This is a genomic window from Myxococcus sp. CA056 (assembly GCF_013336715.1).
GTDB lineage: Bacteria > Myxococcota > Myxococcia > Myxococcales > Myxococcaceae > Myxococcus > Myxococcus llanfairpwllgwyngyllgogerychwyrndrobwllllantysiliogogogochensis.
On the sequence record NZ_JABUMT010000001.1, the window covers coordinates 1,068,367 to 1,080,733 of the forward strand.

At 69.0% G+C, this 12,367-nt stretch carries 12 protein-coding genes; 8 read left to right on the plus strand and 4 right to left on the minus strand.

Annotated elements, in window-relative coordinates:
- Positions 1–67: 67 nt before the first annotated feature.
- The 3 genes from HUA76_RS04295 to HUA76_RS04305 all read right to left on the minus strand — a co-directional run bounded on the left by HUA76_RS04295 (position 68) and on the right by HUA76_RS04305 (position 3,240).
- A complete protein-coding gene (locus HUA76_RS04295) occupies positions 68–406 on the minus strand; it encodes an HPF/RaiA family ribosome-associated protein (protein ID WP_174456964.1) in 339 nt (112 codons plus the stop codon).
- A gap of 179 nt (positions 407–585) precedes the next feature.
- Positions 586–1,587: a zinc-dependent alcohol dehydrogenase family protein gene (locus HUA76_RS04300; protein ID WP_174456965.1), complete on the minus strand. Its 1,002-nt coding sequence runs from the start codon at positions 1,585–1,587 to the stop codon at positions 586–588.
- Positions 1,588–1,683: 96 nt separating this feature from the next.
- Complete coding sequence (locus HUA76_RS04305; RefSeq protein ID WP_174460066.1) at positions 1,684–3,240, minus strand: hypothetical protein; 1,557 nt, start codon at positions 3,238–3,240, stop codon at positions 1,684–1,686.
- A gap of 141 nt (positions 3,241–3,381) precedes the next feature.
- Between HUA76_RS04305 and HUA76_RS04310 the strand changes: the two genes are divergently transcribed.
- A complete protein-coding gene (locus HUA76_RS04310) occupies positions 3,382–4,338 on the plus strand; it encodes an aldo/keto reductase (RefSeq protein WP_174460067.1) in 957 nt (318 codons plus the stop codon).
- Positions 4,339–4,372: 34 nt separating this feature from the next.
- On the opposite strand, the gene HUA76_RS04315 is transcribed toward HUA76_RS04310, so the two are convergent.
- Positions 4,373–4,867: a hypothetical protein gene (locus HUA76_RS04315; protein ID WP_141645000.1), complete on the minus strand. Its 495-nt coding sequence runs from the start codon at positions 4,865–4,867 to the stop codon at positions 4,373–4,375.
- 176 nt (positions 4,868–5,043) lie between these two features.
- Between HUA76_RS04315 and HUA76_RS04320 the strand changes: the two genes are divergently transcribed.
- The 7 genes from HUA76_RS04320 to HUA76_RS04350 all read left to right on the plus strand — a co-directional run bounded on the left by HUA76_RS04320 (position 5,044) and on the right by HUA76_RS04350 (position 12,360).
- Complete coding sequence (locus HUA76_RS04320; RefSeq protein ID WP_174456968.1) at positions 5,044–5,580, plus strand: pyridoxamine 5'-phosphate oxidase family protein; 537 nt, start codon at positions 5,044–5,046, stop codon at positions 5,578–5,580.
- Positions 5,581–6,061: 481 nt separating this feature from the next.
- Positions 6,062–7,396 carry an inositol-3-phosphate synthase gene (locus tag HUA76_RS04325; protein WP_174456969.1) on the plus strand — a complete coding sequence of 445 codons (1,335 nt, stop codon included), beginning with the start codon at positions 6,062–6,064 and terminating at the stop codon, positions 7,394–7,396.
- Positions 7,374–8,300, plus strand: a complete 927-nt coding sequence (locus tag HUA76_RS04330) for a phosphatase PAP2 family protein (protein ID WP_174456970.1) — start codon at positions 7,374–7,376, stop codon at positions 8,298–8,300. Before HUA76_RS04325 ends, HUA76_RS04330 begins: the two co-directional genes overlap by 23 nt.
- Positions 8,293–9,537 (plus strand): GtrA family protein, encoded by a 1,245-nt coding sequence (locus HUA76_RS04335; protein WP_141645004.1) that lies wholly within the window; start codon positions 8,293–8,295, stop codon positions 9,535–9,537. The genes HUA76_RS04330 and HUA76_RS04335 overlap by 8 nt, the downstream gene beginning before the upstream one ends.
- Positions 9,527–10,516: a hypothetical protein gene (locus HUA76_RS04340; RefSeq protein ID WP_174460068.1), complete on the plus strand. Its 990-nt coding sequence runs from the start codon at positions 9,527–9,529 to the stop codon at positions 10,514–10,516. Before HUA76_RS04335 ends, HUA76_RS04340 begins: the two co-directional genes overlap by 11 nt.
- On the plus strand, positions 10,513–11,094 hold the full coding sequence (locus tag HUA76_RS04345; RefSeq protein ID WP_174456971.1) for a dual specificity protein phosphatase family protein: 582 nt from the start codon (positions 10,513–10,515) through the stop codon (positions 11,092–11,094). The genes HUA76_RS04340 and HUA76_RS04345 overlap by 4 nt, the downstream gene beginning before the upstream one ends.
- 84 nt (positions 11,095–11,178) lie before the next feature.
- Entirely contained in the window at positions 11,179–12,360 is a 1,182-nt protein-coding gene (locus HUA76_RS04350) for a cytochrome P450 (protein ID WP_254613981.1), read from the plus strand.
- Positions 12,361–12,367 lie beyond the last annotated feature (7 nt).

The window sequence follows — 12,367 nt, forward strand, 5'->3', positions numbered from 1 at the left end:
CTGGCTCCACCCCGGGGAAACGCGCACCCGAGGCTACGGTGCGCGACCCCAGGGACTTCGGCGCGCGTCAGTGTCGATGATGCGCGTGCAGCCCTTCTGCGTAGTGCTGGAGCTGCCGGCGCGCGGCCTCGAAGGCGTCCGACACGGCCTGGTAGGGGTCCTCGTGCGCGGCGTCGTGCTCCGGCTCCCTGCCCGCGATGATGTCTCTTCCAGGCACGTGCAGGTCCACGCGCACGCGGAAGTGATGGCTGTGCTGCTTGTGCCGGTGGGGCTCGTCCACCACCACGTGGCATCCGACGATGCCATCGAAGAACTGCTCCAGCTTCGCTGCGTGGTCGCGGATGTGCTCGTTCAGGGCCTCGCTCGTCGCCATGCCCCGGTAGGTAATCTGCAACGCTCGCTTCATCGTCGGCCTCGGGTCAGGCCCCGCTGTGTGCGCGGGGCTTCGGGTTGCACCCCTCCCCATTGCATCACCCTGGCCAACGCCAACCCCTTGGAATGCCGGGGCACCGCGCGCGCCCCTTGCGCGGGATTTGCGGCGGAATGGGGCCGCACGCAGTCCCTGCGGGGCGCAATGCCCCACGCCTACCTGCTCGTGTCGAGCACGGCCGCGCCGCGCACGTGGCCCTCGCGCAGCGCGGTGAGCGCCTCGTTCGCCGAGGACAGGGGGAACACCCGCACCTCGGTGCGCACCGGCACGCTGGGCGCGAGCACGAGGAAGTCCATCGCATCCGCGCGCGTCAGGTTCGCCACCGAGCGCACCACCCGCTCCTCCCAGAGCAACGAATAGGGGAACGACGGGATATCGCTCATATGGATGCCGCCGCACACCACCACCCCGCCCTTGTCCACGGCGCGCAGCGCGGCGGGCACCAACGCCCCCACGGGCGCGAACAGGATGGCCGCGTCCAGCGGCTCCGGCGGCAGCACGTCCGAGCCTCCCGCCCAGACCGCGCCCAGCTCGCGCGCGAAGCGTTGCCCTTCCTCGTCCCCGGGCCGCGTGAAGGCGAACACGCGCCGCTTGCGATGACGCGCCACCTGAATGAGCACGTGCGCGGCGGCGCCAAAGCCATACAACCCCAGCCGCTCACCTTCTCCCGACAGGCGCAGGCTGCGAAAGCCGATGAGCCCCGCGCACATCAGCGGCGCGGCATGCACGTCCGGGTAGTTCGCGGGCAGCGGAAAGCAGAAGCGGTGATGCGCCAGGGTGTACTCCGCGTAGCCGCCATCCAACTGGTAGCCGGTGAAGCGCGCGAAGTCGCAGAGGTTCTCCCGACCGGAGACACAGAAGCGACACTGGCCACACGTCCAGCCGAGCCAGGGCACCCCGACGCGCGTGCCCGGCTCCAGCCCCATCACCTCCGCGCCCGCCTCCACGACGGTGGCCACGATTTCGTGGCCCGGCACCAGCGGCAGCTTCGGCCTGGGCAGCTCACCGTCCACCACGTGCAGGTCCGTGCGGCACACCGCGCAGGCGTGGACTCGCAACAACACCTCCTGCGGGGCCGGGCGCGGAATGGGCCACGTCTCCGCTCGCAGTGGCTGCCCCGGCGCGTGGAGAACCATCACACGCATGGTGCCTTCCATGGGGTCGCTCCCTCCGTCGCCCACCGACTGACGGGCGCATCCGTCCGAGGGAAACATGGGGGGCGGAGGGCCCCCCGGGAAGCACCCACGCTCACGTCAAATCTGCACGCCCGCGAGCAGGCCCGGCCAGGTGCGCACGGTGGTGCGTCCGCTGTCGGAGACCTCCTTCCACTCCGGGCCGATGCCCAGCTCCTTCCACGTGTCACTCCCGTTCCAGGTGACGAGCGTGTTGGCGCTGACTCCGCCGAACACGGCGAAGCGGCGCGACAGCTGCCAGCCGGCCATCACCCGGAACTGCCCGAGTACATGGTTCGTGTCTTCGTCGAAGTCGAAGAGGCGGTTGGCATGCAGGCTGGAGCCCATCACGTCCACGTCGACGTAGAAGCGGCCCACGGGGATGTGGCCACCCAGGCCCGCGCCCACCGTGTAGCGACGTCGGTCTCCATCCATCGGCGGCGTGAGGCCCACGGTGAGCAGCGTGTAGAGGTGCCGCCCGCCCAGCTTCAGGCCGATGTTCGTCAGCGACACGTCACTGGCCCACACCTGCACGTGGGCCTGACCGTTTCCAACGAAGCTCAAGAGGCCCACCGACTCGCCCTCCGTCTGGCCCGCCACGTTCAGCAGGCCCACCTGCGCGCCGTCCACGCGGCCGGCCACGTTCACCAGACCCACCTGCGCGCCGTCGACGTCGCCGCCCACGTTGATGAGGGAGAGCTGCGCACCGGACAGCTTGCTCGCGTAGCTGACGCCCGAGGACACCTGCATGCCCGTCAGCTCCGAGGCGACGTTGACGCCCGCCGCCAACTGGAGCCCTCGCGCGGTGCCTCGCGCCACGTTGGCGCCCACCGCCATCTGGACTCCATTCAGCGTCCCCGCCGCCAGATTGCCACCCACCGACATCTGGAGTCCCCGCAGCGCGCCCGACGCCAGGTTGCCGCCCACCGTGAGTTGCCCGCCATTCACATCGCCGCCCGCGATGTTCGCACCCACGCTGAGCTGCGTGCCCTCCACCGCGCCCGTCGCCACGTTGGCGCCCACCGTGAGCTGCCCACCGCCCATGGAGCCGCGCACGATGTTGGTTCCCACCGACGCCTGCACGCCCTCCGCGTCCGCCGTCACCACGTTGCCGCCCACCGCGAGCAGCACCCCATCCACGGGCCCCCTCGACACGTTGGCGCCCACCGTGGCGAGCACGCCGCTCGCGCCATGCGTCACCCAGTTGCCGCCCAGCGACAACCCCAGCGCCGTCACCCGCTTCGCATGCGTGGCGATCAACCCGATGGACACGTCATGCACCAGGTTCTGCCGGGCGAACCCCGAGGTGCTCAGCCCCGGCAGAATCGACAGGTTGAAGGGCACATGGACGTCCTGCTCCGCGTCCTCCGTCTTCGCCACCGCCACGGGCGCATCCCCCGCTGTCCCCGCGCTCACCACCCCCGCCGTCGTCGCCTCTACCAGGGGAGGCGCCACCATCGCCCGCTCCACGCCCGGCCCTTCCACCACTGGCGCGACCTCGGCTCCCACCGCCGGGCCACCGTCACCGCCCGCCGAGACCACGGGGGCCGAGTCGCCCCCCTTCGCCTCCTCGGCGCCAGCGGACATCGCCACCATCGCCGCCATGACGCCCGCACACACCGAGACCTTGCGCTTCATCGCTGGACCTTCCTGAGCTGATTTCCGAGAGGGCTCCTCCCACGCGCGGCGCGGGTGCCAGAGCCAGGGTTGTTTCGCGGGAGACGTCACCGTCCCCCTTCGCGCAACAGAACACCGGTCCCACGAAATACTGTCACCACCATGTCCCAGACACCCCGACGCCCCAGGCCCTTGTCCCCGCCCTCGCGTCGGGACGTGCTCACCGCGGGGCTCGGCGCCGCGCTGCTCCCGGGCCAGACTCGGGCCGAGAAGCCCGCTCCCACCGTGAAGACCTCCATGCGCACCCGTCCCATCCCCAAGTCGGGCGAGGCCCTGCCCGTCATCGGCCTCGGCACCTGGCAGACCTTCGACGTGGGGACCTCCGCCGCCGAGCGCGCGCCCTTGAAGCAGGTGCTCCAGCGCTTCCTCGACTCAGGGGCGCGCCTCATCGACTCCTCGCCCATGTACGGCCGGGCGGAGCGCGTCGTGGGGGACGTGCTCGCCTCGCTCGCGGACGCGCCCAAACCCTTCCTCGCCACGAAGGTCTGGACGACGGGCCGCGAGGCGGGCCTCGCCCAACTGGAGACCTCCGTGAAGGACATGGGGCGAGGGCACATGGACCTCTTCCAGGTCCACAACCTCGTCGACTGGCGCACCCATCTGCCCGTGCTGCGCGAGTGGAAGGCGCAAGGCCGCGTGCGCTACGTCGGCATCACCCACTACGCCCGAAGCGCCTTCGATGACCTGGAGCGCCTCTTGCGCGAGCAGACCCTGGACTTCATCCAGCTGCCCTACTCACTCGCCGAGCGCGACGCGGAGAAGCGCCTGCTCCCCGCCGCCGCCGAGCACGGCGTGGCGGTGCTCGTCATGCAGCCCTTCGCCACGGGGCAGCTCTTCCGACAGGTGAAGGGCCGCGCGCTGCCGTCGTGGGCCGCGGACTTCGACTGCGCGAGCTGGGCGCAGTTCTTCCTGAAGTTCATCCTCGGCCACCCCGCCGTGCACTGCCCGCTGCCCGCCACGAGCAACCCCGAGCACGTCGCCGACAACGTCCGCGCTGGCTTCGGACGCCTGCCCGACGCGAAGACACGCGAGCGCATGGCGCGCGTGCTGGACTCCTGAAACTTCGCGCGCTCGAAGGCCCGCGTGACGCGGGTTACAGCTCCGGGTCCGGCGTGAACTGGACCTCGGCGGTGGCGGACAACACCACGCCGGTGCCGGGCTCTCCCGCGTCGTCATCGCGGCCCACCTCGAGCACCTCGTCCTTCGCGTCCCACTGGCCCAGGTAGTACGAGCCGCCGGCCACCATGCACGCGCGGCCCTCCGACACCACCACCTCCACGACCTCCTGCTTGTCGCTGGTGGCCCGGAGCAGCGTCCACTTCTTGCCGTCCCCGCGGAACTCGTCGACGACCTCCTGGAGCTCCGCGTCGCTCGGCGCGCCGCCCTCCAGGGTCTGCCGCTCCCACCGGCGCCCGTCCTTCTGCGGCTGCCGCCCCTTCCAGGCGCGCCCCAGCTCCAGCAACTTCTCCTCCGCCGCGTCCTGCAGCCCGTGCATCTCCTCGGGCAGCTCGATTTCCTCCAGCGCCAGGAGGGCCGTCTCAATCTGCAGCGCCTTCAGGCACCACTCGTTCCACGCGGTCTTCAGCATCGTCGCACTCGCTTTCCATCCCCAGGTTCCCCACTCACGTGGAGCCCCAGGTCTCCCCTCCACCAGGGAGGCCCTCGCCACCTACCACACCGCCCGCCTGCCCAGGCGCCATCCGACCGGCCGTCCCATGCTCGCTCCCCTCCACCCTGCCTACCTTTCCAACTCAGGAGGAGCGCATGAGCACCAAGAAGAAGGAGCAAGGCACCCGCGACGCCGTCGAACATCTGGGAGACCTCATCCACGGCATCAAGGTCGCGATGATGACCACGGTGGAGAGCGACGGGAGCCTGCACAGCAGGCCGATGTGGACCCAGGACCATGACTTCGACGGAGAACTCTGGTTCTTCACCCGAGAGCACTCCCACAAGGTCGACGAGGTGGAGCAGGACCACCACGTCAACGTCTCCTTCGCCGACCCCACCCGCGAACGCTACGTGTCCGTCAGCGGTCGCTGTCAGTTGGTGAAGGACGCCCGCAAGGTCCGGGAGCTGTGGAGCCCCGCTCTCAAGGCGTGGTTCCCCCAGGGCGTGGATGATCCAGAGCTCGCGCTTCTGTGCGTGCGCGTGGAGCGCGCCGAGTACTGGGACGCTCCCTCCAGCCGCATGGTGCAACTGGCCGGCATGCTCAAGGCCGTCCTGTCCGGGAAGCCCTACGCCCCCGGCGACCACCAGGCCCTGGAGCTGAACGGCGGCGGCGGCACGGGCCCCCACTGACGTCCCTCCCCGGGCCCACCCTCCCCTCTCTTTACGGGAAGTGGCGGGTGGGCCCTGCCTGCCTCGACTTGGGGTTGCGCCGGAAGCGCCTGGGCGCCATGACTGGCCCGTCCCACACCCCTCGAAGGCACACACGCAGCAATACACCCCCATACACCGTAGCCAACGGGTCGGAAACGACTCCGACCTACCCGTCATGCCCATGTACGGTCGGGCAGGTGTCACTTTTCTCACGACCTGGTGTTTCTCTGACAGGCGCGTTCGGCTCGTCTTGTACCTGGGGCTGGGGTGATCCATCAGTCCGCCCCATGGCGTGCTAACCAGCCGCCCCACATGACGTTGAAGTCACGAACGCTTTAGAGTATCAACCATCCGCATTCGAGATTTTCCGCATACCCCACGGCATCAGGTCGGTGCGCAGCGGCGAATCCGAAGAAGCCTCACCACAGGGCGTCAAAACCGCCTTTCGAAGGAATCCACGATGGAGAACAAGAAGTCGGTCTCGAAGCCCGAGGGCAAGCTGGCGGTGCTCATCCCCGGCCTGGGCGCGGTGTCCACGACGCTGATGGCGGGTGTGGAGCTGGCGCGGCAGGGCAAGGGCGCACCCATCGGGTCCCTGACGCAGATGGGGACCGCGCGCCTGGGCAAGCGGACGGACGGGCGCACCGTGAAGCTGGGTGAGCTCGTGCCCCTGACGGGACTGAACGACGTGGTCTTCGGCGCCTGGGACATCATCAGCGAGGACGCGTACCAGGTCGCGGTGCGCTCCGGCGTGCTGCACGACAAGCACCTGGAGCAGGTGAAGCCCTTCCTCCAGGGCATCAAGCCCAAGAAGGGCGTGCACGACGCCGAGTTCGTCCGCCGCATCGAGGCCAACCACGCCAAGGCCACCAAGACGCACCGCGAGAGCATTGAAGCGCTGCGCCAGGACATCCGCGACTTCAAGAAGGAGCTCAACGCCAAGCGCGCCGTCATGGTGGTGTGCAGCAGCGTGGAGACCTTCCGTCCCCTGCCGGAGTCCTTCAAGACGCTGGCCGCCTTCGAGAAGGCGCTGGACGAGAACAGCACGGACATCAACCCCACCGCGCTCTACACGTACGCCGCCATCAAGGAAGGCGTGCCGTTCGCCAACGCGACGCCCAACGCGAGCGTGGACACGCCCGCGCTGCAGGAGCTGGCGAAGCTGGAGGGCATCCCCGTCGCGGGCCGTGACCTCAAGAGCGGCCAGACGATGATGAAGACGGTCATCGCCCCCGCGCTCAAGGCCCGCATGCTCGGCCTCGAGGGGTGGTTCTCCACCAACATCCTCGGCAACCGCGATGGCGAGGTGCTCGACGACCCCGCGGCCTTCAAGGCCAAGGAAGTCACCAAGTCGAGCGTGCTGGACACCATCCTGCAGCCGGACCTGTACCCCGAGCTGTACAGCAAGTACTCGCACAAGGTGTCCATCCACTACTACCCGCCCCGCGGCGACGCGAAGGAGGGTTGGGACAACATCGACATCACCGGGTGGCTCGGCTATCCGATGCAGATCAAGGTCAACTTCCTCTGCCGCGACTCCATCCTGGCGGCGCCGCTGGTGCTGGACATCGCGCTGTTCCTGGACCTGGCCAAGCGGCTGGAGTGGCGCGGCATCCAGGAGTGGATGTCCTTCTACTTCAAGAGCCCCATGGCGCAGCCCGGCCTGCCCGTCGAGCATGACCTGTTCATCCAGCTCACCAAGCTGAAGAACACCCTGCGCGTCGTGGCGGGCGAAGAGCCCATCACCCACCTCGGACTCGACTACTACGGGGATGACCTCCCGCTCGCTCGCTAAGAGTCCGGCCTTCACGTGGCTCGTCACCCTGCTGGGTGTGGGCCACTTGATGCTCGTGACGGCCACCGGTCGGCTCCGGTGGGACCACGTCGTCGCGGACGTGCTGCTGGTGGGGGTGGCCTGGGCGGGCCCCCGCACGCGGCGCTTCCTCTTCGGCGGGTTCCCGCTATGGCTGACCGGCATGCTGATGGACAGCCAGGGACTCTGGCTGTTCCTTCGGGGCGGCATCCACACGGGTGACTTGTGGGACTGGGAGCGCCAATGGTTCCCCGCCCCCGGGGGTGTCAACTGGCCCCTGTGGTGGAGCACCCGCTCGCACGCCGTGTTGGACCTGCTGTGCGGCTTCGCCTACGCGGCCTACCTTTACGAAGTCTTCTTGATGGCCATCTTCTTCTTCGTGAAGAAGGACGCGCGCTTCGAGAAGCTGTGCTGGGCCTTCCTGCTTGTGAACGCCCTGGGCATGGTCACCTACCTGCTCTATCCGGCGGCTCCGCCCTGGTACATCCTTCAGTACGGCCCGGGCCCGGCGAACCTCGCCGCACTGCCCAGTCCCGCGGGCACGGCGCGCTTCGACGCACTGTTGGGCATCAACTACTTCGCCGGCTTCTACGCCCGCAATCCCAACGTCTTCGGGGCCATGCCCTCGTTGCACGCCTCCTATCCCTTCATGGTGATGCTCTTCGTCTGGCGGGATGGCCCGAAGTGGCGTCTGGCCACGGGGGCGTTCGCCTTGCTGGTTGGTTTCTCCGCTGTCTATCTGACGCACCACTACATCCTGGATGTGCTCGCGGGCCTCGTGTTCGCGCTCGCCGCCTTCCTGGCGGTGGAGCTGGCCTTTTCGCGCAAGAGCGCACCCATGACCGTCACGCTGCCGCTGACTCCTGGAGGGGACACCCGTGCTTGAGAACGTGGTCGCCTGGTTGACCGGAAACCTGTCCCCCTCGGCTCGCATCTGGACCGCGTTGGGTCCGGCCATCCTCGCCTGTGTGTACTTCCTGGGAGGCCTGCTCATCTTCTGTATCCGCGTGGCCTTCAAGGGCGTGCCTCGCGACGAGGAGACGCTCAAGCGGGGCAACGCCGGGTTCGTCGGCTACTTCCTCCGGCACTACTTCTTCTGGGTCATCCAGCCGTTGTGGGCGCTGATTCTGCGCTCGGGCCTTCCGGCCAACGCGCTGTCCATGCTGTCGGGCCTGCTCGGCATCTCCTCCGGCGTGGCGGTGGCGGCGGGCCGCTTCGCGCTGGGCGGCTGGCTGTTCCTGGGCGCGGGCATCCTGGACGTCATGGACGGGCGCATCGCCCGTACACGCAAGGAGGCCAACCCCGCGGGCGCGGCGCTGGACTCGGTGCTCGACAGGTACGTGGACTCGGCCATGTTGATGGGCCTTGCCTGGTACTACCGGGACACCTGGGTGCTGCTGCCGGCGCTGGGTGCGCTGCTGGGTTCGTCGCTGGTGCCGTATGTCCGCGCCAAGGGCGAGGGCCTGGGCGTCAACGTGCGTGACGGCGCGATGCAGCGGCTGGAGCGGGTGCTCTTCCTGGGCGCGGGCACGGCGCTGTCGCCGATTCTGGAGGCCGTGTTCTGGCCCCAGGAGAAGCACCCCATGCACTGGATGGCGGTGGTGGGGCTCGTCTTCGTCGCCATCATGAGCAACCTGACGGCCATCTCCCGCTTCCGGAATCTGGTGAAGGCGCTGGCGCCCAAGCGGCAGGAGGCGCGTTCGGAGAAGGCGATTGTCGGCCTCAACGCGGCGGCGGGCGCGGTGGCCACGGTGGCGGACTTCGCGGTGGTGCTGGCGCTGGTGGAGTGGGCGGGGCTGTTGCCCGCGTGGGCCACGGTGCTGGGCGCGCTCCTGGGCGCGGTGGTGAACTACTCCATCAATCGCGTGTTCACCTTCCGCAGCACGGCGGCCGTGGGCCGGCAGATGATGCGCTACGCGGTGGTGAGCGGGACAAGCGCGCTGCTCAACGCGGGCGGCGTGGCGCTGCTGACGCTGCATCCGCAACTGGCCTACACGCTGGGCTGGTGGCTGGTGCGCGGCGTGGTGTACTTCGCGTGGAACCTGCCGCTGCAGCGTGACTACGTCTTCAACGACACGACGTCGCCGGACGCGCTGCTGGAGCAGCGCCCCCATGCGGCGTGAGGCGCGGCTCCAGGTCCTGGGTCTCCTCTTGTCGCTCGCGCTGCCCACCGTGGCGGCGGGAGCGACGCTGGAGCCCTCGGCCTCCCCGAGCGACACGTACGGGGAGAGCTTCACCTTCATCGGGGACCTGGAGGACAGCACCTTCGTGCTGGTGCAGTTGCAGGTGACGAACATCGGTCCGGGCTCGCGCACGGGCATCTGCCGCGCGACGGTGCTGCGGCCGGGCCAGCGCGCGTGGACGGCGCAGAAGAAGGTGGGCTCGCGCGAGTGGGGCTACGACGCGGCCACTGGCACGCTGCGCGTCGGCACGTGCTCGGCGCGTTCGGCGGAGGGCGTGACGCGGGTGGAGGCGCCGCTGGACGGTGGGCGGGTGGTGCTGGAGTACGCGGCGCCCATGGCACCCCGCTCGCCGGAAGGCTCGGAAGTGGAAGTGGGCAACGCGCGCTACCGGCACGAGATGATGCTCGCCTTCAGCCCGCTGAAGGCGAAGGTGCAGCCGCCCAAGAGCGCGGAGCTGGAGCAGGTCGGTGGCGGCTACGCGGACCACACGCGCTCCACCATTGCTCCGGCGAAGCTGGCCAGGCGCTGGGTGCGCTTCCGGGCCCTGCGCGAGGGCGGGGAGCGGATGGTGTTGCTGGGGCGCGAGGGGCAGGACGGTGAGTTCGGTCCGGTGTACTCGTGGACGGAGGGTGGCACGCCGACCCAGCTGGAGTCCTTCACGCTCAGCCGCGAGGGCACGAAGGAGCGGAGCGTCTGGACGGTGGATGTCTTCGGCGGCGACGGGGCGAAGGTGATGGTGCTGCGCTCCACGTCGCTGTTGCAGCGCAGCGCGCCCGTGGAAGAACTGGGCGTGCTGGGTGGGCTCATCAAGCCCGTGGTGGGCGCTCCCGTGACGTACCTGCACCGGGCGGTGCTGGAGCGCGCGGGGAAGGCGCCGGTGACGGGGTTGATGGAAGTGTCGCTCGAGGGAGACCCGTGAGCGTTTCGTTGTTGCGGGACGTGCACCATGTGCCCGGCGTGCGAGGCTGGGTGCGCAAGCAGGTGCTGCGCTCGGTGGCGCGCTGCGTGGAGTGGACCACGAAGCTGCCGGGGCGCGGCCTCAACGTGTCGCACGTGAGCGACTGGTTGCACGTGGGTGGCTCGGTGCCGCCGTCGCGCTACGCGGAGCTGAAGGCGCGAGGAATCACCGCGGTGATTGATTTGCGCGCCGAGAGTGTCGACGACGCGAAGGCGCTGGAAGCGCTGGGCATCGAGTTGTTGAACCTGCCGGTGACGGACCGCTATCCGCCGTCGGTGGAGCAGCTCCTGCAAGGTGTCGAGTGGGCATTGCCCCGGCTGGAGCGGGGTGGGCACCTCTATGCGCACTGCGAGCACGGTGTGGGGCGGGGCCCGTTGATGGGGTTGGCGGTGATGGTGGCGCGCGGCTGGGAGGCTCCGGCGGCGTACCGCGCGCTGCGACAGGCCCGGTGGCAGTGCACGCTCAATGACCGGCAGCTGGGCGGCCTCGCGGACTTCGTCACCGCGTGGGCGGCACGGCGCGCGGAGCGAGCGGCCTAGCGTCCTCGGCTGGACGGTTCAGTCCGGCACGGTTTCGCTCTGGAACCTGGGGTTCCTACCCTGGCGTCCTGGAGACGCCAAGGAATGCTGGAGCTCTTCACCGATGACGTGCGCCGCAATCCCTTTCCCCTCTACGCGAAGTTGCGCGCGGACTCGCCGCTGTTGCACGAGCCACGGGAGGACCTGTGGATTCTCTTCGACTACGACAGCGTGAAGTGGGCGCTGCAGGACCATGACGCGTTCAGCTCCGTCGTCACGACGGAGACGGGGACGACGCCGGACTGGCTGCTGTTCTCGGACCCGCCCCGGCACACGAAGCTGCGCGGCATCATCATGCGAGCCTTCACGCCGCGCTCCATCGCCAACCTGGAGCCGCACGTGCGGGAGCTGTCCCGGGAGCTGCTGGATGTGACGGTGGAGCGTGGGGAGTTGGATTTGGTGGCGGACTACTCCAGTCAGCTGCCGGCGATGGTCATCGCGAAGATGATTGGGATTCCCGTCGAGGACCGGGCGCGGTTCCTGCGGTGGGGGGACATCATCATGAAGCTCAGCTACACCATCGCGGGTGGGGACGAGTCGAAGCGGGCGATGGAGGAGAACGCGGCGGCGCGGGACGAGATGCGGACCTATCTGGCGGGCATCCTGGATGAACGCAGGAGGGCGCCGCGGGATGACCTGCTGACCCGGCTGGTCGAGGCGGAGGTGGATGGGGAGCGGCTGGACGCGAAGGAGCTTCTGGGGTTCTTCCAGTTGCTCCTGGCGGCGGGGACGGAGACGACGACCAACCTCATCAACAACGCGCTGCTGTGCTTCATGGAGTCCCCGGACCAGCTGGCGCGACTGAAGGCGGAGCCGGGGTTGTTGCCCCTGGCCATCGAGGAGGTGCTGCGGTTCCGGTCTCCGGCGCAGTCGATGTTCCGCTCGACGAAGCGTGCGGTGGAGCTACACGGGCGGGTGATTCCGGAGGGGAAGTTCGTGCTGCCGATGATTGGCTCCGCGAATCGGGACCCGAAGCAGTTCCGTGAGCCGGAGCGGTTCGATATTGGCAGGGACCCCAATCCGCACCTCGCCTTCGGGCACGGCATCCACTTCTGCCTGGGTGCGGCGCTCTCCCGCATGGAGGCGCGGGTGGCGCTCACGGACCTTTTGGAACGGCTGCGCGACTTCCGGCTCGCGAGCGACGAGCCCTGGCAGCCGCGACAGGCGCTCCATGTCCACGGCCCCACGCACCTGCCACTGCGCTTCGAGCCCGGTGTGAAGGCCTGACTGAAGC